The sequence below is a fragment of the Pseudochrobactrum sp. XF203 genome (assembly GCF_020341615.1).
Classification (GTDB): domain Bacteria; phylum Pseudomonadota; class Alphaproteobacteria; order Rhizobiales; family Rhizobiaceae; genus Pseudochrobactrum; species Pseudochrobactrum saccharolyticum.
This window is the reverse complement of sequence record NZ_CP084393.1, coordinates 137677-157337: the sequence shown is the minus strand read 5'-3', so window position 1 is coordinate 157337 and position 19661 is coordinate 137677. Positions and strand designations below refer to the sequence as shown.

General features: G+C 52.4%; 21 protein-coding genes, 1 pseudogene and 1 riboswitch. Of the genes and pseudogenes, 13 read left to right on the top strand and 9 right to left on the bottom strand.

Annotated elements, in window-relative coordinates; genetic code table 11:
• Positions 1-62 precede the first annotated feature (62 nt).
• Together LDL70_RS16560 and LDL70_RS16555 are read right to left on the bottom strand one after the other, a co-directional pair.
• Positions 63-1388, bottom strand: coding sequence for a sensor histidine kinase N-terminal domain-containing protein (locus LDL70_RS16560; RefSeq protein WP_225689100.1), 1326 nt, complete (start codon positions 1386-1388; stop codon positions 63-65).
• The gene (locus LDL70_RS16555) at positions 1388-2047 is read right to left on the bottom strand and encodes a response regulator transcription factor (RefSeq protein ID WP_225689099.1); all 660 of its coding nucleotides are present in this window, start codon (positions 2045-2047) and stop codon (positions 1388-1390) included. Before LDL70_RS16555 ends, LDL70_RS16560 begins: the two co-directional genes overlap by 1 nt.
• A 350-nt stretch (positions 2048-2397) precedes the next feature.
• Here LDL70_RS16555 and dsbD point away from each other — a divergent pair, with 350 nt between their 5' ends.
• The 3 genes from dsbD to LDL70_RS16540 all read left to right on the top strand — a co-directional run bounded on the left by dsbD (position 2398) and on the right by LDL70_RS16540 (position 5479).
• Complete coding sequence (gene dsbD, locus LDL70_RS16550) at positions 2398-4287, top strand: protein-disulfide reductase DsbD (RefSeq protein WP_225689098.1); 1890 nt, start codon at positions 2398-2400, stop codon at positions 4285-4287.
• Between the two features lie 42 nt (positions 4288-4329).
• The gene (locus LDL70_RS16545; protein ID WP_225689097.1) at positions 4330-4962 is read left to right on the top strand and encodes a DsbA family protein; all 633 of its coding nucleotides are present in this window, start codon (positions 4330-4332) and stop codon (positions 4960-4962) included.
• A 76-nt stretch (positions 4963-5038) separates the two neighbouring features.
• Positions 5039-5479 carry a DsrE family protein gene (locus LDL70_RS16540; protein ID WP_225689096.1) on the top strand — a complete coding sequence of 147 codons (441 nt, stop codon included), beginning with the start codon at positions 5039-5041 and terminating at the stop codon, positions 5477-5479.
• Between the two features lie 165 nt (positions 5480-5644).
• Here LDL70_RS16540 and LDL70_RS16535 read toward each other — a convergent pair whose 3' ends face one another.
• Together LDL70_RS16535 and LDL70_RS16530 are read right to left on the bottom strand one after the other, a co-directional pair.
• Entirely contained in the window at positions 5645-5791 is a 147-nt protein-coding gene (locus LDL70_RS16535; RefSeq protein ID WP_075656864.1) for a DUF1127 domain-containing protein, read from the bottom strand.
• Between the two features lie 306 nt (positions 5792-6097).
• Positions 6098-6526, bottom strand: a complete 429-nt coding sequence (locus LDL70_RS16530) for an Lrp/AsnC family transcriptional regulator (protein ID WP_022711566.1) — start codon at positions 6524-6526, stop codon at positions 6098-6100.
• A 214-nt stretch (positions 6527-6740) separates the two neighbouring features.
• Between LDL70_RS16530 and LDL70_RS16525 the strand changes: the two genes are divergently transcribed.
• The 10 genes and pseudogenes from LDL70_RS16525 to thiD all read left to right on the top strand — a co-directional run bounded on the left by LDL70_RS16525 (position 6741) and on the right by thiD (position 16300).
• Complete coding sequence (locus LDL70_RS16525) at positions 6741-7814, top strand: saccharopine dehydrogenase family protein (protein WP_225689095.1); 1074 nt, start codon at positions 6741-6743, stop codon at positions 7812-7814.
• 140 nt (positions 7815-7954) lie between these two features.
• On the top strand, positions 7955-8716 hold the full coding sequence (locus LDL70_RS16520; protein WP_022711568.1) for an ABC transporter substrate-binding protein: 762 nt from the start codon (positions 7955-7957) through the stop codon (positions 8714-8716).
• Positions 8717-8858: 142 nt separating this feature from the next.
• Positions 8859-10100: an FAD-binding oxidoreductase gene (locus LDL70_RS16515; protein ID WP_225689094.1), complete on the top strand. Its 1242-nt coding sequence runs from the start codon at positions 8859-8861 to the stop codon at positions 10098-10100.
• Between the two features lie 74 nt (positions 10101-10174).
• Entirely contained in the window at positions 10175-10738 is a 564-nt protein-coding gene (locus LDL70_RS16510) for a hypothetical protein (protein ID WP_022711570.1), read from the top strand.
• A complete protein-coding gene (locus LDL70_RS16505; protein ID WP_225689093.1) occupies positions 10735-11325 on the top strand; it encodes an RES family NAD+ phosphorylase in 591 nt (196 codons plus the stop codon). Before LDL70_RS16510 ends, LDL70_RS16505 begins: the two co-directional genes overlap by 4 nt.
• A gap of 23 nt (positions 11326-11348) precedes the next feature.
• Positions 11349-12344, top strand: a pseudogene (locus tag LDL70_RS18095) (NAD(P)-dependent oxidoreductase); the annotation flags it as partial.
• Between the two features lie 180 nt (positions 12345-12524).
• Complete coding sequence (locus LDL70_RS16495; RefSeq protein WP_225689249.1) at positions 12525-13808, top strand: glycerate kinase; 1284 nt, start codon at positions 12525-12527, stop codon at positions 13806-13808.
• A gap of 46 nt (positions 13809-13854) precedes the next feature.
• Positions 13855-13950: riboswitch (TPP riboswitch) on the top strand.
• 63 nt (positions 13951-14013) lie between these two features.
• Complete coding sequence (thiM, locus tag LDL70_RS16490) at positions 14014-14826, top strand: hydroxyethylthiazole kinase (RefSeq protein ID WP_225689092.1); 813 nt, start codon at positions 14014-14016, stop codon at positions 14824-14826.
• Positions 14813-15457, top strand: coding sequence for a thiamine phosphate synthase (gene thiE / locus LDL70_RS16485; protein ID WP_225689090.1), 645 nt, complete (start codon positions 14813-14815; stop codon positions 15455-15457). The genes thiM and thiE overlap by 14 nt, the downstream gene beginning before the upstream one ends.
• A 3-nt stretch (positions 15458-15460) precedes the next feature.
• Positions 15461-16300 carry a bifunctional hydroxymethylpyrimidine kinase/phosphomethylpyrimidine kinase gene (gene thiD, locus LDL70_RS16480; protein WP_225689088.1) on the top strand — a complete coding sequence of 280 codons (840 nt, stop codon included), beginning with the start codon at positions 15461-15463 and terminating at the stop codon, positions 16298-16300.
• Positions 16301-16369: 69 nt separating this feature from the next.
• Here thiD and LDL70_RS16475 read toward each other — a convergent pair whose 3' ends face one another.
• The 5 genes from LDL70_RS16475 to LDL70_RS16455 all read right to left on the bottom strand — a co-directional run bounded on the left by LDL70_RS16475 (position 16370) and on the right by LDL70_RS16455 (position 19634).
• Positions 16370-16780 carry a DUF6691 family protein gene (locus LDL70_RS16475; RefSeq protein WP_225689086.1) on the bottom strand — a complete coding sequence of 137 codons (411 nt, stop codon included), beginning with the start codon at positions 16778-16780 and terminating at the stop codon, positions 16370-16372.
• Between the two features lie 12 nt (positions 16781-16792).
• Positions 16793-17218: a YeeE/YedE family protein gene (locus tag LDL70_RS16470; protein WP_225689084.1), complete on the bottom strand. Its 426-nt coding sequence runs from the start codon at positions 17216-17218 to the stop codon at positions 16793-16795.
• A gap of 4 nt (positions 17219-17222) precedes the next feature.
• Positions 17223-17564 carry a metalloregulator ArsR/SmtB family transcription factor gene (locus LDL70_RS16465; RefSeq protein WP_075656854.1) on the bottom strand — a complete coding sequence of 114 codons (342 nt, stop codon included), beginning with the start codon at positions 17562-17564 and terminating at the stop codon, positions 17223-17225.
• Between the two features lie 2 nt (positions 17565-17566).
• Positions 17567-18445, bottom strand: coding sequence for an MBL fold metallo-hydrolase (locus LDL70_RS16460; RefSeq protein WP_225689082.1), 879 nt, complete (start codon positions 18443-18445; stop codon positions 17567-17569).
• Positions 18446-18584: 139 nt separating this feature from the next.
• A complete protein-coding gene (locus tag LDL70_RS16455) occupies positions 18585-19634 on the bottom strand; it encodes a Tim44 domain-containing protein (protein ID WP_225689080.1) in 1050 nt (349 codons plus the stop codon).
• Positions 19635-19661: the final 27 nt, after the last annotated feature.

The following is a 19661-nucleotide window of genomic DNA, read 5'->3' as shown; positions in this document are numbered from 1 at the left end:
TTCTAGCACTTATGTATTTAAACTTCTATAATCTTGAAATTATGTCTGATTTTTGACTGAAACTATATCCAGCGCAGCTCGGCTTCCATACCCATACGATCTTTCCGGTTTCGTAAATTGAAAAGCACACCGACACGTTTGGCGGCCGTTTCCACAATGGTCAGCCCAAGTCCGGTGCCGGTCTGGCTCTTATTGCTGCCGCGATAAAAACGTGTGGTCAGCAACGGGATTTCTTCCTCCGCCACGCCGGGCCCGCAATCTTTGACGACAATGCCGCTGCCGGTTGGCAGGCTTTCCCAGCTGATAGTTTCGTTCTGCGGTGAATAATGCGTGGCGTTTTCATAAATATTGCGCAGCATCAGTGTGAGATTATGCCGGTCGGTCTGTATCACTTGTTCATAGAGAGCAGGATCAATGTGGTTTTCGATTTTTCGTCCGCTGACCGGATTTTGAGCAATGATTTCTTCGGCCAACTGACCGAGATTGACCTTCTCACTCACCACGGGAGAGGCATCGGCATCCAGCTTGGCCAAAGCCAGCAATTGGCGGACAAGACGGGTTGTCCGGTCAACGGACAACAGAATTTGCTGCAATGCGCCTTCTTTAATTGCCGGATCGGCTGCCGCCAGTGCAATTTGTGCCTGTGTTTTCAAGCCGGCGAGGGGGGTGCGCAATTCATGGGCGGCAAAAGCCGTTACTTCCCGTTCATGGCGCCGTGCGGCTTCCACTTTGATAAACAGCCCGTTCAGTGCATCGGCCAATGGCCGTACTTCGGAAGGGATATTCGCTGCCTGCAACGGCCGCATATCATCCGCATCTTTTTGCCGGACTTTATCCGCCAGTTCATGCAATGGCCGCAGGCCACGGCCGAGACTGACCCAGATCAGGAAACCAAGCAGCGGCAGGATCAGAATAACCGGAGCGAGAAGCCCTTTAACCAGATCGCTGACGAGACGGTCACGCAAAGCCAGCCGATCTGCAACAATAATTCTTACGCCTTTTGCAGGATCAACGATTGTATAGACACGCCATAATTCACCCTCAACCACCTCATCGGAAAAGCCGGTGCTGTTACCTGCTATTTTAATGTCCGGTGCGCCGGTTGAACTGCCGACGAGTTCGCCGTCCAGTGACCAGATTTGACAGGAAAGATAGCGTTCATAGCTGCCATGCTCATGCGGGAGACTGATGGCTTTGGTGGTGTTCATGCCGGTGGAAGCATTGCCCAGCAGCGAATGCACCATGCGTGCGGCTTCCTGCAGACGCGTGTCGAGCACTTTTTCAAGTTCGTTGTGGCTGTTGAAATAGGTCCATGCAACAGCACAGGCCCAGATAATGCCTGTGGCTGTGACGAGGATAATAAACAGTCTTTTATGCAGAGAAGTCATTATGTTACCCGCATCCGGTAGCCGAGGCCGCGCACGGTTTCAATGGCATCCCGCCCGACTTTATTGCGCAGATTATGGATATGCACTTCAACAGTATTGCTTTCCACTTCTTCCTGCCAGCCATAGAGCCTTTCTTCAATATCACTCTTGGAGCGGATAATTCCGGGTCTTTCCATCAAAGCAGCCAATACGGCAAATTCCCTGCGTGACAGCGGAACCCGTTCGCCTTTCACTTTTGCATTGAGGCTGGAAGGATCAAGCTCTACATGACCGGCAATCATGACTGCGCGGGCGCGTCCGGCACCGCGGCGGGCGATGGCTCTGACCCGCGCCGCCAGTTCATCGAGATCAAAAGGTTTGCCCATATAATCATCGGCACCGCTATCCAGACCCGTAATTCGGTCTGCGGTTTCATCCAGCGCAGTCAGCAATAAAACCGGTGTCTGATCTTTATCGGCACGCATTTTCTTCAAAACATCAAGGCCGGAACCGTCCGGCAGCATCAGATCCAGCACAATCGCGTCAAAGCGTGAGCACGCCAATGCGGCCAGCGCATCTGCACAGGTAGCAACCTGATCCACGGTTGCGCCGGTCAGACCCAGCCCGACCTTCAGGCCGTTGGACAAAACCGGATCATCTTCCACTACCAAAACACGCATCTTATTCTCCGGAACATTCTCGCTTGCGACCCCTCTTTCAGACCCGCTTAGGAATGCACTTTAACTATCAATATTGTTCCGCTTAACTTTTGCGGTCTATTATCTGCAAGACTGACTTTTCTGCCTTAAGGCTGACTTAAGGTCATAAGATAGTATGGACATTATAACAGGCATCCGCCTATCTGTGTGATATTCGGGCGTCTTATTAGGGTATCGCATACAAGATTCTAGAGCGTGTTGAGTTTAATGGCATTCATGGCACTCGCTCTAGGTTCTTTCAATTGTCGCATGTTCGCGAACGCTAAATGAACTCATTTAGCTGCGACATGCTTTAGTTTTCGCAGGATAATATGATCCGACATTTTTACCGACAGCTTTTCAGTCTGCTCTTTTTCAGCATTGTATTATCTGCTGCTTTTACACCTGTGACCGGTATTCAGGCTGTTGCGCAAACCATGCGCAGCGCTGAAGAAGTTATGCAATTGAGTGTCACGCGCGATGAGAAAAACGCGCTGCAATTTCAATGGAATATTGCGCCTAAAATTTACATGTATCGCGACAAGATACAGGTGGAAAAGCCGGACGGCACAGTACTTCCTGCCGATGTCAGTGAAGGTGTCATCAAGGACGATATGAATTTCGGCCGTACCGAAGTTTTGTATAACCGCGCTTTTGCACAGGTGCCTGAAAATGCGCTGCCGAAAGACGGGCATGTTCTGGTGCGCTGGCAGGGATGTGAGGAAGACAGTATCTGCTATCCGCCGGTAACACGCTCTCTTGATCTGCAAACACTGGAGCTTTCCAAAGTGGCGCTGGGTCTGGGAGGTCTGTCACAGACGGAACTTGCTGCCCCAGATTTATCACTGACCGATGATACTGCGCCTGCACAGGAACCCGCAGCACCGGCTGAAACCGGTCTGATTGCAAGCCTCACCGATGTCAGCACGGAAGAAGTAACTGCGTGGCTTGGCTCCAATTTCGCTTTCATGCTGGCCGGATTTTTTGGCTTCGGTCTGTTACTGGCACTGACACCCTGCGTTTTCCCGATGATTCCGATCCTGTCGGGAATGCTGGCAAAATCCGGTGAGAAACTGTCATCCGGCCGCGGTTTTGTCCTGTCGTCGGCTTATGTGGTGGCGATGGCTGCAGCCTATGCCGTGCTTGGCTTTGCCGCATCCTGGTCGGGCTATAATTTGCAGGCCGCATTGCAAACACCCTATGCGCTTGGGTTTATGGCATTGGTGTTTGTCGCGCTCGCTTTGTCGATGTTCGGCTATTATGAATTGCAATTGCCACAAGGCTGGACAAATTTCTTCAGCCGCAACACATCCGGCAAAGGCGGTGCAATCAGCGGCGCTCTGGTGCTTGGTTTTGGCTCCGCGCTGATTGTCGGGCCTTGTGTGACCCCGCCGCTTGCCGCTGCATTACTCTATGTCGCACAGACAGGCGATGCCGTGCGCGGTGCCTCTGCTCTGTTCGCTCTGGGACTGGGCATGGGTGTACCGCTGATTGTTTTTGGTACATTTGGCGCAAAATATCTGCCGAAATCCGGCCCGTGGCTTAACACAATCAAACAGATTTTCGGCGTCGTCTTTCTGGGACTGGCGATCTACATGATCCTGCGCCTGCTTTCCGACGAAAATGCAATGTTGTTGCTGGCGCTCACAGCACTGGCTTGCGGTGTTTTCCTCGGTGTGTTTGACCGCCTGAGTGCTAAAAGCACCGCATGGATGCGCCTTGAAAAAACAACCGGCATTGCCGCGCTGATTTACGGAACTTTGCTGATGGTCGGTTTTGCAGGCGGTTCAACGGATCCGTGGCAACCATTGGGCTTTTTACAGGGCAGCACCCAACAGATTGCACAAACTGCTACAACCCAGCCGGTCAGAATTGTAAAAACTTCAGCTGAATATGACCAGGTGCTCAATCAGGCAATTGCGACAGGTAAGCCGGTGCTGGTGGACTTCACCGCAGACTGGTGCACAACCTGTAAGAGCAATGAAAAAGTGATGAAAAAGCCGGAATATGCGGGACGTCTGGGCAATCTCACACTGATTAAAGCAGATATCACCGATTATAATGATGCCAGCCGTGATTTGATGCAGCGTTTTAATGTTGTCGGACCGCCAACGCTGATGTTCCTTGAAGCACAAACAGCCAAAGAACAAACGCAAAATCGTATCATTGGCGAGCTGACACCGGACAAGCTGGACAATCGTCTTCAGGCACTCGGCCTCTGAGCCGCGCCACCTTATTTACCTATTGCATTGCAGGAGAACCATATGCAACGCCGCCAGTTCCTTCAACTCTCATCCGGTATTGCGCTGAGCACTGCTTATCTGCTGAACAGCCAGCAGGGGGCTTTTGCGCAGGAGGTTGATGTCAACGGGATTCTCTATGATCCGGAAGCGCCTGCCGGCGGCAATCCCAAAGGTGATCTGACCATTGTCGTTTTCACCGATTATAACTGTATTTACTGCAAAAAATCCGGTGTTGATCTGGCGCGTATCGTCAAAGAAGACGGGAATATCCGCCTTGTTTATAAAGAATGGCCGATCCTGACAGAATCGTCGGTCTATGGCTCTCAGCTGGCACTGGCAGCGCAATATCAGGGCAAATATGAAATCGTTCATAAAGCACTGATGTCCATTCCGGGCGGCAAAGTGCCTAAAAAGGCGATGCTTGATGCTGTTAAAGCCTCCGGCATTGATATGCAGCAATTGCAGGCTGATCTGAACAAAAACAACGGTAAAATCACTGCGCAGCTGAAGCGTGTCATGGCGCAGGCGGAATCAATCGGCGTTGAAGGTACTCCAACGCATCTGATCGGGCCGTTCCGGGCGATGGCACTGGATTATAACGGTTTCAAAATGGCGGTGGCTGATGCCCGCGCCCGCGAGAAAGCGGCGAAATAACAAGCCAGAGCGGTAATGCCAATATTACCTGTAAGTGCGCGCGGCACGAAAGTCGCCGTTCTCTGACCGGAGTTTTATGATGAACGATCCGCTGACACATAATCGCTATAGCAAGTCCGGTGAACAGCGGGTCGTTTATCATAATAATGGTGCTTTTATAAATGCCACAGCGGCTGAGACAAAAGCTTATATGGCGGCATTGCTCACATCCCTGACCAATCATGTGCAGGCATTATCTGCAGGATGTGAAACAAAACCGGCTTTTACCATCCGTGTGGTTTGCCACGGCGCGGGTCTGGATTTGTTTCAGATTGCGGAAGCCGACGATATTCTGAAAAAACGTTTTGATAATTTATGCGAACAGGGCGTTCGGTTTCTGGCCTGCGCCAATACAATGCGCGCGCGTAATCTCGAGATTAAAAGCCTGTATCGTCTTTCAGAAGATGATGTGGTGCCAAGCGGCGTTGCAGAACTTGCATATCTGCAAATACAGGGCTTTGCCTATATCCATCTTTGAGTGTTGAAGACCAAAAACGGGTTGCCGAAAAAGTAAACGCCCGACGCTGGGAGGAGCATCGGGCGTTACAATGAATGACCGGTTGGGAGGAGGGAGACCGGTCTTCGATCAAACCTGAGTTGGGAGGAGGAGGGAGGCTCAGGTTTGATATCTCTGTAATTCTTATTAGCGCTGAGCTGCCTTGCGAGCTACAAACGGAATTTCTGCAGGCAGGATGCCGAGATCGTTCAGTTCGCGGGTTGAGAGGCGGTTCAGTTCGTTTACTGTGCTGCGGTAACGGCGCCAGTTGTTGTAAGAGCGGATCAGGTTCATGTTTCTCACCTAGAAAATTTTATGTCGTTGTTTGTTGAGTTGTATATAGCCCTAATGATCCGAAATGAGCAGAGACAAATTTGCATAGCTGCGTTGCTTATTCGGATTGGGAAAACGCTCCGTCAGGCATTAAATTGTCATAATCATCATTTTAAGTGAAAAACTTGCCGCAAAAGCGCTCAGCGCAGCCCTGAAGCGGTCACAATCCCCCTGAAATTCGGATAAGACCTGCTTTTTCTTGAAGGTACGCGCATAGCTATGCAGAGCTGGCGGGAAACGAACAGGTTTAATGGGTCTGAAAAGACTTTACCGCTCGATGCGGGTGGAGAGAATAATAGACGACATGGTGCGTTCAACACCTTCCAGTGCGCCGATCTGATCGAGCACACTGTCGAGTTCGCCGATTGACGGTGCCTCAACAATAACAATCATATCAAAATTGCCGCTGATCGAATGAACAGATCGCACGGACATCATGGTTTTGAGACCGACTTCAACCTTTGGTGAAAATTTCGGCAGGGCTGTAACCAGCACATGCGCACGCACCAGATGGCTTTCATGTTCTGAAGACAGTTTAACAGTATAGCCGGTAATGATGCCGCGTTTTTCCAGCCGGTCGATGCGGCTTTGAACCGTTGTTCGGGAAACGCCGAGCCGTCTGGCAAGTGTTGCTGTCGATGCGCGGGCATTCTCGCGTAAAAGAGCAATCAGGGCCATATCGGCTTTCGTCGTCATTTTGAACCTCGCTAGCGTCACTTCGTTCAAATATATAGCGTCATTCCGTCATTTTAGATACTTCTTTTTGACGAAAATTCTGCGACTCTATGCCATCATTTCCTGAGACTGAATCAAGTCCTCGGGAAATAATACAGTATTATTAAAGTGTTACATTTTCCTTGTTGCGCAGGCACAGGCAGTGGCACTCAGGCAATATAATAAAGGGTCAGTCATGAAAGACGTCGTCGTCGTTGGTGCCGGTAAGATCGGTGTAACAATTGCACAGCTTCTGGGTAACACCGGTGATTATAATTTAACGGTAACAGACCGTGCGGAAGAGCAGCTGAAAGCGCTTGCCGGCAAAAAGAACATCACAACCAAGGTTGTTGATATTGCTGATGAAGCCGCTCTGGCAGCCGTTCTGGCCGGTAAATTTGCTGTTCTCAGCGCTGCGCCTTACCAGATGACAATCCGTATTGCTGATGCAGCTGCAAAAGCAGGCGTTCACTATCTCGACCTGACCGAAGACGTTGCAAGCACACGCCACGTTAAAGAACTCGCTAAAACCGCTAAAACCGCTTTCATTCCACAGTGCGGTCTGGCTCCTGGCTTCATCTCGATCGTTGCTTACGATCTGGCCAAGAAATTCGACAAGCTGGAATCCATCGGCATGCGCGTCGGCGCTCTGCCACAGTTCCCGACCAACTCCATCACCTATAACCTGACATGGAGCACGGACGGCGTTATCAACGAATATATCGAGCCATGTGAAGCCATCGTAAACGGCAAGCTGACACTGGTTCCTGCTATGGAAGAGCGCGAAGAATTCTCGCTCGAAGGCGTTCAGTATGAAGCGTTCAACACTTCCGGCGGTCTCGGCACTCTGGCTGAAACCCTTGAAGGCAAAGTTCGCACCCTGAACTACCGCACCATCCGTTACCCTGGCCATTGCGATATCTTCAAAACTCTGCTGAATGACCTCGGCCTGCGTCATCGCCGCGATGTATTCAAGGACATTCTTGAAACTGCAGTTCCGGGCACCCAGCAGGACGTTATCGTTATCTTCGTAACGGTAACCGGCTACAAAGACGGTCGTCTGACTCAGGAAACTTATGCGAATAAGGTTTACAACCAGACTCAGGATGGTCTGGAAATGACCGGTATTCAGGTTACCACTGCTTCCGCTATCTGCGCTGTTGTTGATATGCTTGCTGACGGCAGCATCCCTGCACAGGGCTTCATGAAGCAGGAAGATATTGCGCTGGATAAGTTCCTCGCAAACCGCTTCGGTAAAGTTTACGCTTAATAGCGGGATGAATACGTATCTACATGATGCGTATTCAGAATGTCTTGATGAAATGAGAAACGGGGCAAGGGCTTTCCTTTGCCCCGTTTTTCTGTTTAGCTGCCCCCGGAGAATGATTTTCACGACATAATGAGGGAACTATGCGTAAATCAGTTTTATTTGCAGGTATGGTACTGGCTGCTATTGCGACATCGGCGGGCGCAAAAGAATGGAAAGAAATCCGTATTGCCACAGAAGGTGCTTATCCTCCGTTCAACTTTGTTGATGCTGACGGTTCGCTGAAGGGCTTTGACGTTGATATTGCCAATGCTCTTTGCGAAGAAATGAAAGCCAAATGCACCCTCGTTGCCAATGATTGGGACGGCATGATTCCGGGCTTGCAGGCGGGCAAATTTGATGCGGTTATCGCGTCGATGAGCATTACCGAAGAGCGCAAGAAACAGATCGACTTCACCAATAAATATTATTCCACGCCTCTGGCGATTGCTGTACCGAAAGACAGCCCGATTAAAGATGTGAAACCGGAAAGCTTCTCCGGCAAAACAATCGGTGCGCAGGGCGGCACAACTCAGGCGATTTATGCGGAAGATGTGCTGGCTAAAGCCGGTGCTGAGGTCAAACTCTATGTGAGCGCCGACGAAGCCAATGCGGATCTGAAGACCGGCCGTCTGGATGCAATGATCTCCGACAAATTTCCTGTCGTTGACTGGCTGAAAACGGAAGCCGGAAGCTGCTGCCATATTCTTGAAGACGTGCCGGGCACACAGACAGAAACCGGTATTGCTTTGAAACAGGGCAATGATGATCTGAAAGCCCAGTTTAATGCGGCGATTGACGGTATCCGCAAAAACGGCACCTATGACAAGATCATGAAGAAGTATTTCGACTTCGATATTTATTGATCGCAACGGCTGTTAAAACCGTTTGATGAGCGCGCAACTTTGCGCGCTCATTGTCTTAATCCTGTATTTTCAGTCCTCCGTGGCAAACTGCCGGCCGGAATTTTTCTGCCTGTAGTCATGACCCGTATTATCCGGCCATAACATGCGTAAATTCGATACAATCATTCTGGGTGCAGGCATTATCGGTGTCAGCACTGCCCTTCACTTGCAGGCTCGCGGCCATGCCGTTTGTCTGATCGACAAAAAAGATCCGGGTGAAGGGACGAGTTATGGCAATGCCGGTCTGATTGAACGCTCCAGCGTTATTCCTTATTCATTTCCGCGCGGGCTCGCCAATCTGATTAAATATGGTCTGAATAATCGTACGGATGTGCGTTATGATCTGGCCTATATGCCAAAACTGGCACCATGGCTGTTTCAGTTCTGGCGTCATTCTTCCGCGGACGGATTGGCAAAAGCAACAAAAGCCATGCTGCCGCTTGTGGAAGCCAGTGTGACCGAACATGATTTCCTGATTGATCAGGCCGGTTGCCAGAATCTGGTGCAGGACAAAGGCTGGCTGGAAGCGTTTTGCAGTGAACAGGCTTTTGATGCTTTTGTGAAAACACTGCCGTCGCTGGATCGCTTCGGTCTGAATTATAAAGTGCTCGACAGCACCGGTTTTGCAGCAGCGGAACCATCCATGCGCAATATTGCCGGTGCCGTTCATTGGCTCGACCCGAAAACCGTGAGTGATCCTTCGGCTCTGGTCAAAGCCTATGCTTCTCTCTTCACACAACGCGGCGGCGTGTTCCTGCACGGCGATGCCTCGACTTTGCAGCAGCAAAGTGATGGCTGGTCGGTACGGGCAAGCGAACCTGTGACCGCACGTAATGTTGTGGCCGCGCTCGGACCTCAGTCCCATCTCATCTATGACAAGGCCGGAATGAAAATGCCGATGGCAGTCAAACGCGGCACACATCTGCATTTCTCGCTGGAAGATAATGCAGCACTTCACCATCCGGTGGTGGAAGTGGAAGGCGGCTATGTGCTGGCACCGATGCGTCAGGGTATGCGTCTGACAACCGGTATTGAATTTGCAGCGCCGGATGCACCGGCTAATCGTATCCTGCTCGATCGGGCAGAAAAACGTGCGCGTAAAGTATTGCCGTCATTGGGCAAACCGGTTGAGGCGCAGCCATGGCTGGGTCTGCGCCCTTGTATGCCGGATATGCGTCCGGTTATCGGTCAGGTGCCAAACAAGCCGGGCTTGTGGATGAATTTTGGTCATGCTCATCATGGTTTGACACTGGGGCCTGCATCCGGCCGGTTGCTGGCAGAGCTGATGACGGGAGAGAAACCATTCATTCCGGCAGAGCCATATTCTGCAAGTCGCTTCATGTAAGATGCAACTTCGACAATAACAGCAAGCTTGACAACCAGTCTGTGCAGTATCATCTTTAAGTTCAGGAGATGAAAATGGTACAGACAACGCAGAATACACCGAAGGCTGAGAAAGCACGGCAGTCCCCTGCAGCAAAGGCAAAGCCGCGCGGCAATACAAATGCGCGTGCCATTGCTAAACGTCAGCCTGTCCATAAAACTGCTGCTACGGCTGTTGCCAAAGAGGCCTATCAGCCGGATGCGCGCGCTCTGGCTTTGCTGCGTGGTGTTGAAATCGCCCAGCAGGATCTGCGCGAGGCAGGCGGCGCCTATACGCTGGAGCAAGTGCGCCTGTTATTGCAGGGTATTTCCCGTCAGGCCGTGGATAAACGCGTGCAGGATGGTTCATTGCTCGCAGTTCCGGGGCCTGGCAACCGCCGTGCCTATCCGACGATCCAGTTTCTCAATGACGGCAGTATTGTTGCCGGACTGAAAGCTGTGCGTCAGGCACTTGGCAGCGCTAATCCGTGGTTTTTGCTGAACTTTCTGAGCAGGCCGGATGAACGTCTCAACGGCAAAAAGCCGATTGAGCTGCTGCGTCGTGGTGAAACAGATGCGGTGCTGGAAGCAGCACGGCTCAATGGTTTGCAAGGCGCGTGAGCGGGCCGCAACCACCACAAAATCTGGCTTCCCGACAGCCTGAGCTGATCACTCTGGCTGCGGGAAGCAAATTATATCGTTTTTATACAGCTGCTTTTGAACCCGTCTATTTCGACCGCTCCGATATGGGCAGGCTGAATGCGCCGGATGCGTCTTATGGTGTGCTTTATACAGCCGCTGCACGGGAAGGCGCTTTTGCTGAAACATTCTTACGTGAACCCGGTCGCAGCCTGATTGATTTAATGCTTTTACAGAAGAAAGCGCATGTGGTGCTGGAGCTGACAGCGCCGTTAAAGCTGGCCAAACTTGCAGGGCGCGGACTGGCTGTAGTTGGTGCAACGGCTGAAGTGCTGCATAGCGGGTTGCCTTACGATACCGCGCAAAACTGGTCAAAAGCACTGTATAATCATCCGGAAAATTTTGATGGCATTGCCTATTATGCCCGCCATGATGACGAGCAGCTTTGTTATGCGCTGTTCGATCATTGTGCTGAGCATATTAATATTGCCGAGCGACAGACTGATCTTGATGCAGATTGGTTCTGGCAAATTGCCAATCACTATAATCTGGGTATTGCCCCGTACTAAATAATTATAAGGGAACTGAAATCATGCCGGACAAAACTGCCAAAATCCTGATTACGGATCATCTGGAGTTGCGTCTTGATGCGCAAGGGAAGCATCAATGGCATGAAATCCGCCATTATATTGAAGAGAAAGGCGGGGTCTTTCATGATCATGCTTTGCAAGCAGTCTCGGCACTCACAGCCGGTAAGCTGCATTTCTTTTATTGCCCTGATCTTAGCACTGAAGAAGAGCTGATAGCCGTTGCGGGGCAGGGGCAATATGATGCGGTGATCGCAGCCGCCACCCGTATCCCGCCGCAATGCCAGTTCGCCGAGGGCGGTGTGCGTATCGGTGCAGGCACCGGCAATATGCAATCGCAATCATGGATTTCCGGCACAGCGCCTTTGATGAATACACCGGGCATTAATAGCCGTATTACCGCGCAAATGGTGCTGAAAGCGCTGTTACAGTTTTGTCCCGATCTCGATACGGAAACACTTTATGCGCAGGTGCTGGAAGGAAAATTTGATACCGGCCGCGATCTGGCGCGTTTTCCAAGCACTGGTCTTGAAGGGCGTAAATTTGCCATTCTCGGCAGCGGTAATATCGGCATGGAAGTGGCAAAATTGGCCAAAGCCTTTGCTATGGATGTGGTGATCTATGCGCGGGAACATCATCGCTCATGGATTGAAAGCCAAGGTTATACTTACGCGGCGACACCGCAAGAGGCCGCACAAAATGCTGATGTATTGAGTGTGCATCTGGGGCTTGGTGCGCTGAACAAGGAGACAGGGCGCTACAGCAATCAGGGTCTTGTCGGTCATGATGTTCTGTCGGTAATGGCGACAAGCGCAATGGTCATCAATTATGACCGTGGTGAATTGGTGGATGTTGCAGCACTTGAACCGCTGATGCAGAGCGGTCATATCCGCAATGTTGCAGTGGATGCCGACCTGTTTGAAAAAGATGGTACTCTGTCAGGACCATTAGCGCCTTATGTGCCATTAGCTAAAAAATATCCGAAAGCCATGTTGTTGCTGCCTCATGCGGCGGCAGATACTGATCATCCGTCACGCCTAGTTGGGGCAAAACAGGCTGTTGATCAGATTTTTGCAGCGATTACGGAGCGCCGTATCATCAATGCGGTTGGAGCCATCCCTGCCGGTTATAGCGATGGTGGCAGTCAACTGCCACAGGGCATCGGACGGACACAGGTTAAACTGAAACAGGGGCAGGAACGGGAATTTCTCAAATCCCTGTTTGAAACAGCCGTGCAGGCGGCTGATCCGCTGCATTGTCTCAAACCCTATTTGCCGCAAGCACCAAAGGGCAAAACCATTGTGATCGGTGCCGGTAAGGGCGCCGCACAAATGGCGCAGGCTTTTGAGACTTTATGGATTGAGGCCGGTAACCCTGCGCCGGAGGGTGTGGTCGTTACCCGTTATGGCTACGGGGCGGAATGCCGGTTTATCAAAGTGCTGCAAGCTGCGCATCCGATGCCGGATGCAGCGGGACTGGAAGCAACCAAGCATCTGAAATCCGCTTTGCAAGATCTGAGCGCGGATGATCTGGTGCTGGCATTGATCTGCGGCGGCGGCTCGGCTCTGTTGCCTGCGCCACCGGAGGGGCTGACACTGGCCGACGAGCAGGCAGTCAATGCGGCGCTGCTCGCCAGTGGTGCGCCGATCAGCGTGATGAATGCTATCCGCAAACATGTTTCCACGATCAAAGGTGGCAGGCTGGCAGCCTTGGCAGGACCTGCCCGTATGGTCAGTCTGATTGTCTCGGACATTCCGGGTGATGATCCGGCACTGATCGCCTCAGGGCCGACAATTGCTGATCGTGCAACGCGCCATGATGCTCTGAAATATATTGAACATTACAAGATGCAGCTGCCGGAAAAGGTGATAGCGCATTTGCGAAGTGAAGCAGCCGATGCTCCGCAGCCGGATAATGCCGTGTTTGCGCGGCACAGTCACCATATTATTGCCAGCGCAGCGCAATCACTAAAGGCGGCTGCAAAACTGGCTGAGGAGCAGGGCGTTGAAACGCTCATTCTCTCGGATTCCATTGAAGGGGAAGCGAAAGACATTGCGCTGATGCATGGGGCAATGGCGCAATATCAGGCACGCAACCGCACATCCGGCCAGCCGCTTCTGCTGCTTTCCGGCGGTGAAACAACGGTAACGCTCGGCTCCGGTTCAAAGGCAGGCAAAGGCGGGCGCAACAGCGAATTTATGCTGGCGCTGGCGCTGAATATTGCAGGCAATGCTAATATTCACGCTTTAGCTGCGGATACGGACGGTATTGATGGTTCGGAGAATAATGCCGGTGCTTTTGCTGACGGCAACACAATTCAGCACATGACGGAGCTTGGTCTTGATGCGAAACAGTTTCTCGCAGGCCATGACAGCTGGAGTGCATTCAATGCCAGTGGTGATCTGTTTGTAACGGGACCGACCGGTACAAATGTCAATGATTTCCGTGCCATATTAATCAGCTGAGCTTGCTCAAGCGGTGGACAGCCGCATCCGGCTCTGCCATAATGACGATGAGAGACAGGGGCGCCCGGATCATACCGGCTGAGAAGTACCCTTTGAACCTGAACCGGATAATGCCGGCGGAGGGAGTCAGATCAAAGGGCGGCTTTTCGCAAAAGCGACGATAACGGCACCCCGCGTCAGACCCTCACCGTTGCGGAGGGCTGATATGAAAGATCTACCGGATTTCGGCGTGATGCTGGAAACCATGCGACAACGCAAACCTCTCATACAATGCATCACAAATTTTGTGGCGATGAATACGGCTGCCAATGTGGTTCTGGCTGCCGGTGCATCTCCGGCTATGCTGCATGCGCAGGAAGAGGCGGGGGAGTTTGCAAAATTATGCGGCGCGGTCACAATCAATATCGGCACGCTGTCGCCGCTCTGGGTGCAAGGGATGATTGCTGCTATCACGGCCGCCAATGCGCATAATATTCCGTGGGTTTTTGACCCTGTTGCGCATTTTGCCTCAACTTTCCGCCGCGATGCTGCGCAAAAACTTCTGGCACTGAAACCTACGGTTATTCGCGGTAATGCTTCAGAAATTCTGACGCTTGCGGGCTTTTCCGCACGCGGACAGGGCGCAGACAGCGGTGATGATGCCGGTAGCGCGCACCACGCGGCTCAAAAACTGGCGCGGGAGCATCAATGTACAGTCGCAGTGACCGGCGCTTATGATCTTGTGACCGATGGTCAGACAACTCTGCGCATTGACGGCGGCTCGCCACTGATGCCGCAGGTCACAGCTTTGGGCTGTGCACTCACCTGCCTGACCGGTGCTTTTGTCGCCGCGCATAGGACCTCTGCTCTCGAGGCCTCTGCCGCAGCTCTGGCTATGTATGCTGTGGCCGGAGAGCAGGCGGCCTTGCAGGCAAAAGGCCCTGCCAGCTTCCAGATAGATTTTATCGATGCGCTTTATGCGCTCTCCCCCGCACAATTCCAGTCTCAGGCAAAGGTACAATTCTATGAAACAGTTTGATCTGTCGCTCTATCTCGTTCTCGACCGCGAGCTTTGCGGCAGTTTGGGTATGGTAGAAACGGCAATCGCAGCGGTGCGCGGCGGTGCCACAATGGTGCAGTTGCGTGACAAAGATGCTAACCAGCAGGAGATGCTTGAAACTGCCAAAGCATTGAAAGCGGCGCTTGAAGGTACTAATGCCAAGCTGATTATCAATGACAATATTGAGGTTGCCATTGCTGTTGGTGCCGATGGTTTGCATATCGGCCAGCATGACGGTTCACCGGAACAGGTGCGGGCAAAGATCGGGCCGGATATGATCCTTGGTCTGTCGGTACAGACTGCAGAAATGGCCACCAAAGCGGATAGTGCTGTGGTGGATTATCTCGGCATCGGCCCAGTTTTCCCGACCGCTACCAAAAAGAACTGCACACCTTCCATCGGTTTTGACGGATTGAAACGGGTTTACTCGCACAACGGCCTGCCAGCTGTGGCAATCGGAGGCATTAAACTGCCGCATGTGGAGGATGTGCTGGCGACCGGCGTTGATGGTCTGGCTGTGGTGTCTGCAATTTGCGGTCAGGAGAGTCCTGAGCAGGAAGCCCGTGCCTTCAATGCGGCGATTGCTCATTTCCGTGGAGCAAAGGGCTAAGTCATGAAAAATGTTCTTTCTCTCGCCGGTTCCGATCCGTCCGGCGGTGCCGGTATTCAGGCTGATCTGAAAACCTTTGCTGCCCGTGGTACTTACGGCATGGCGGCGCTGACAGCGCTGACCGCACAAAACACGCAAGGCGTTTCCGGTGTTTTTCCCGTACCGGCAGATTTTGTTGCCCAGCAGCTAACCATGATTTTCAGCGATGTGCGGGTCGATGCGGTTAAGATCGGCATGATCGTCAATGCGCAAATTTCTGATCGCGTGGCGCAAGTTTTGCAGGAGCAGCTTGTCAAACAACCGGATTTGCAGATTGTGCTTGATCCGGTGATGATTGCCAAAGGTGGTGCAGCGTTGCTCGACCCGCAGGCGGTGGAAAGTCTGAGGCAGAAATTACTGCCGCTGGCAACATTACTGACACCAAACCTGCCGGAAGCGGCAGCATTGCTCGGACAACCGGTCGCTGAAAGCCGCGAGGATATGGAACGCCAAGGCCGTGCTTTGCTGGCTAAAGGTTGCAAAGCCGTGCTGATGAAGGGCGGGCATATGGCAGGTGAATTCTGCCCTGATCTTTTGCTGAGCAACACGCATACAGAATGGTTTGAAGCTGAACGAATTGAAACGCCGGATACCCACGGCACCGGCTGCACGTTATCGAGCGCTTTGGCGGCAGAACTGGCAAAAGGCAATATATTGCCGGATGCAGTGCGCGAGGCCAAAGCCTATCTGTTGCGGGCGATTGGTGCTGCGCATCAGCTTGAAGTCGGCATGAAAGATGGAAATGGCCGATCAGTCGGCCACGGTCCTGTGTTCCATTCGATTGATCAAATCAGAGCGCCGTGAGCCATATTTGGCTCACAAAGGTCGCTCTGACACTTTAAAATAGCTGACGATTGAAGGTTTCCTGAGGGATCACGAAGCCTTCACTTTACGGGCTATCAGCATGCCGATGACCATCGCCGGTACAAAGATCAATGTACCGGTTGCGGCTAATCCCACCGTGGTAATAGCAGGCCCCGGACAAATACCGCCAAGCCCCCAGCCGATGCCGAACAGGATTGCCCCTGTCATCAGGGATTTGTCGGCTTTACGGTTTGCAGGCACATCAAAATCTACGGCGCAGAGCGGTTTCTGACGAGCAAAAACCACGCGATAACCGATGAAAGTTGTGACCACCGCTGCACCCATCACCAGAGCCAGCGATGGGTCCCAATTGCCGGTAATATCCAGAAAGTTTAGCACTTTCTCAGGATTGGCCAGACCGGAAATCACCAGTCCCAGCCCGAAGATCAGACCGATAACAAGATTAACCAGAAATGACATGATCGACCTACTTTAACTGACGAGATGACGCATGATGAAGACGGTGATGAAACCGGCTGCCATAAACAATGTTGTCGCCAGCAGGGAGCGGGGCGAGAGACGGGAAATGCCGCATACACCGTGGCCGGAGGTGCAACCGCTGCCCAAGACGGCGCCAAAACCGACCAGCAAACCGGCGCTCATCATCAAGACCGGATCGGATGCAACTGTGATTGTTGGCAGTGCACCGGTGAAGAGCAGATAGAGAAAAGGTGCGGCCAGTAATCCCAGCACAAATCCGGCGCGGGATAAAAAACGATTGTCGCTATAGGGCGGGAAAAGCCTGCTGACGATACCGCTGATACCGGCAATCCGGCCTTCAAACAACATCAGCAAGACCGCAGAAAGCCCGATCAGCAATCCGCCGCCAAGAGCAGACCATGGGGTAAAATTTTCCATGATGTTATGTCCTTATATCCGGTGCACAAAACAACTGGTGCATGGTGGCGATGAAGATTTTCACCCGCTCATCGGCCAGAGAATAGAACACGGCTTTGCCTTCCTTACGGGCGCTGATCAGTCCGGCAGCGCGCAATTCTGCAAGCTGCTGCGACAGACCGGGCTGGCGGATGCCGAGCATATCTTCAAGCTGGCGCACAGACAGTTCACCCTCAACCAAAGCGCAGGTCACTTGCAAACGATCAGGATTGGACATTTTTTTCAGAAAGGCGGAAGCCTCGGTCACCCGTGCACGCAGCTCATTAGCGTCAGGTGCTGTGACTTCAGTTGGTATGATATCAGACATGTTCACTCCCACGGCGCGCCGTCAAAACGCCCGAGCGGGATTTTGATATAGCGCTGTCCGTTATCTTCCGGCTCCGGCAAACGTCCGCCGCGAATATTCACCTGCAAGGCATGGAGCATCAGTTTGGGGATCGGCAAAGTTGCATCCCGTGCCTGACGGGCGGTCACGAAACTCGCCTCGTCACGGTAGCGGCTGAGATGAATATTATCCTGCAATTGTTCACCAATGCGGGATTCCCAACGGGCTTCGCGGCCGTTCGGCCGGTAATCGTGGCCGGTAAACAGGCGCGTATCTTCCGGCAATTGCAGAATGGTCTGAATACTGTTCCACAATGCAGTGGCATTGCCACCGGGGAAATCGGCACGCGCTGTACCGCCATCGGGCATGAACAATGTATCATGGATGAAAGCGGCATCGCCGATTACATAGGTGACCGAGGCCAGAGTGTGGCCGGGGGAATGGATCACGCGGGCATCGAGATTGCCGACTTTAAATGTCTCGCCATCTTCAAACAGATGATCCCATTGCGAACCGTCACAGGCCAGATCCGGCCAGTTATAGATTTCGCACCAGATTTTCTGCACTTGTCTGACTTCTGCACCGATAGCAGTCGGTGCGCCGGTGCGGGTGTTCAGGTAATGGGCGGCAGAAAGGTGATCGGCATGGGGATGCGTGTCGAGAATCCGCACCAGCCGGTAGCTGCGGCGTGCAATATAGTCCAGCATCTCATCAGCATGATTGGTGGCAGTCTGGCCGGATTTTTCATCATATTCCAGCACGGGATCAATAATCACGCAGTCCAGTGTTTCAGGATCGGCAACAACATATTGAACCGAGCCGGTGCGCTGATCGTAAAATGCGGCAATGTCTGGTTTCTGCATTTTTTACCTGCTTTCATTAACATATTAATTAAATATATTTGATTGCAAAAAAATGCAATCATTAAAATTTACATATTTTGGGTAATAAAAAAGCCGCCCTGAAATTCAGAGCGGCTTTTTTTAGTTTATAAATCAGGCCTTATGCAGCCTGAATTGCGGAAAGTTTCCATTCTTCAATGCGGCCATTGGCAGGACGGACAAATGTCCAGACTTCGGTGCTTTCCGAAATCTCCATGCTTTCGCCTTCAGCCAGTTCACCGGTATTGCGGTCCGCAAGATAGTCGATGCTTTCATAACGAATGGCAACGGTGGCGTAATCCTTGCCTTCTTCGCTCCAGCCTTCTGACACATCGCCCTGCAGCAATTTCACATCGCTGACATGGTTGCGCAGACCGTTGGTGGCGTTTTCGCCGAGCTCTTCGGCCAGATAAGACATGGCTTCCGGCGTTGTCAGCTGACGCAGTGTGCCGTAATTTTCCTGACCATAGGCAGTCTGGACTTCGGTCAGCATTTTTTCAAAATGCTCCAGATCTTCCTGTGTAACAGTCAGCGGTTTTTCTTCTACAGCAGGCTGCATCATGCTTGCACCTGCAGCCGAACCAAAACCGGCTGATGGTACAGAGGTTGAAGAACGTGCATGTGTGTTGTCATCGCGCTTGCCAAACTGCGCACCCAGATTCTGCATCGGGTTCGCACGGTTCGCGCCAGCATTACCGGCTCCGGCAGCAGCCGTTGCAGGCTTATTACGGTTGGCGAAGAAGCGCATGGCCAGCATGGCCAGACCTGCGAACAGGGCAACCTGCAGGATCAGGCCGAGGAAACCGGCCATACCGCCCAGACCATTGCCCAGCAGCATACCGATCAGACCGCCGACCAGCAAACCGCCCAGCATGGAGCGGCCGAAATTATTGAAGAAACCAGGCTTTGCTGCATTGGCAGCCGCCGCACCCTGTGCAGGGCGGGTCTGCGCGCCGGTATTCGGGGTCATGGAGCGTTCAATCGGTGCAGCAGTATTTGGCGCAGTTTGCGTTGGTGCAGGTGCCTGATAGGTCTTGCTGCCGCGGCTGCCGAAGCTGCTGCCACCACCCGCACGTCTGGCATCGGCAATATCCATCGCCGAAAGCGATACAACGAGCGCCAGTCCCAATGCGACTGTGAACTGACTTAAACGTGAGGTGGCACGCAACATATGTGTCTCCTGAAAAAAGTGCTTTGG

Coding starts and splice junctions, on each gene's coding strand:
- LDL70_RS16470 (WP_225689084.1), bottom strand. CDS start 17,218: ATGGAAAATTTTACCCCATGGTCTGCTCTTGGCGGCGGATTGCTGATC.
- LDL70_RS16540 (WP_225689096.1), top strand. CDS start 5,039: ATGATGAACGATCCGCTGACACATAATCGCTATAGCAAGTCCGGTGAA.
- LDL70_RS16560 (WP_225689100.1), bottom strand. CDS start 1,388: ATGACTTCTCTGCATAAAAGACTGTTTATTATCCTCGTCACAGCCACA.
- LDL70_RS16465 (WP_075656854.1), bottom strand. CDS start 17,564: ATGTCTGATATCATACCAACTGAAGTCACAGCACCTGACGCTAATGAG.
- thiD (WP_225689088.1), top strand. CDS start 15,461: ATGAAAAATGTTCTTTCTCTCGCCGGTTCCGATCCGTCCGGCGGTGCC.
- LDL70_RS16535 (WP_075656864.1), bottom strand. CDS start 5,791: ATGAACCTGATCCGCTCTTACAACAACTGGCGCCGTTACCGCAGCACA.
- LDL70_RS16460 (WP_225689082.1), bottom strand. CDS start 18,445: ATGCAGAAACCAGACATTGCCGCATTTTACGATCAGCGCACCGGCTCG.
- thiE (WP_225689090.1), top strand. CDS start 14,813: ATGAAACAGTTTGATCTGTCGCTCTATCTCGTTCTCGACCGCGAGCTT.
- LDL70_RS16520 (WP_022711568.1), top strand. CDS start 7,955: ATGCGTAAATCAGTTTTATTTGCAGGTATGGTACTGGCTGCTATTGCG.
- LDL70_RS16510 (WP_022711570.1), top strand. CDS start 10,175: ATGGTACAGACAACGCAGAATACACCGAAGGCTGAGAAAGCACGGCAG.
- LDL70_RS16475 (WP_225689086.1), bottom strand. CDS start 16,780: ATGTCATTTCTGGTTAATCTTGTTATCGGTCTGATCTTCGGGCTGGGA.
- LDL70_RS16530 (WP_022711566.1), bottom strand. CDS start 6,526: ATGACGACGAAAGCCGATATGGCCCTGATTGCTCTTTTACGCGAGAAT.
- LDL70_RS16545 (WP_225689097.1), top strand. CDS start 4,330: ATGCAACGCCGCCAGTTCCTTCAACTCTCATCCGGTATTGCGCTGAGC.
- thiM (WP_225689092.1), top strand. CDS start 14,014: ATGAAAGATCTACCGGATTTCGGCGTGATGCTGGAAACCATGCGACAA.
- dsbD (WP_225689098.1), top strand. CDS start 2,398: ATGATCCGACATTTTTACCGACAGCTTTTCAGTCTGCTCTTTTTCAGC.
- LDL70_RS16525 (WP_225689095.1), top strand. CDS start 6,741: ATGAAAGACGTCGTCGTCGTTGGTGCCGGTAAGATCGGTGTAACAATT.
- LDL70_RS16455 (WP_225689080.1), bottom strand. CDS start 19,634: ATGTTGCGTGCCACCTCACGTTTAAGTCAGTTCACAGTCGCATTGGGA.
- LDL70_RS16515 (WP_225689094.1), top strand. CDS start 8,859: ATGCGTAAATTCGATACAATCATTCTGGGTGCAGGCATTATCGGTGTC.
- LDL70_RS16555 (WP_225689099.1), bottom strand. CDS start 2,047: ATGCGTGTTTTGGTAGTGGAAGATGATCCGGTTTTGTCCAACGGCCTG.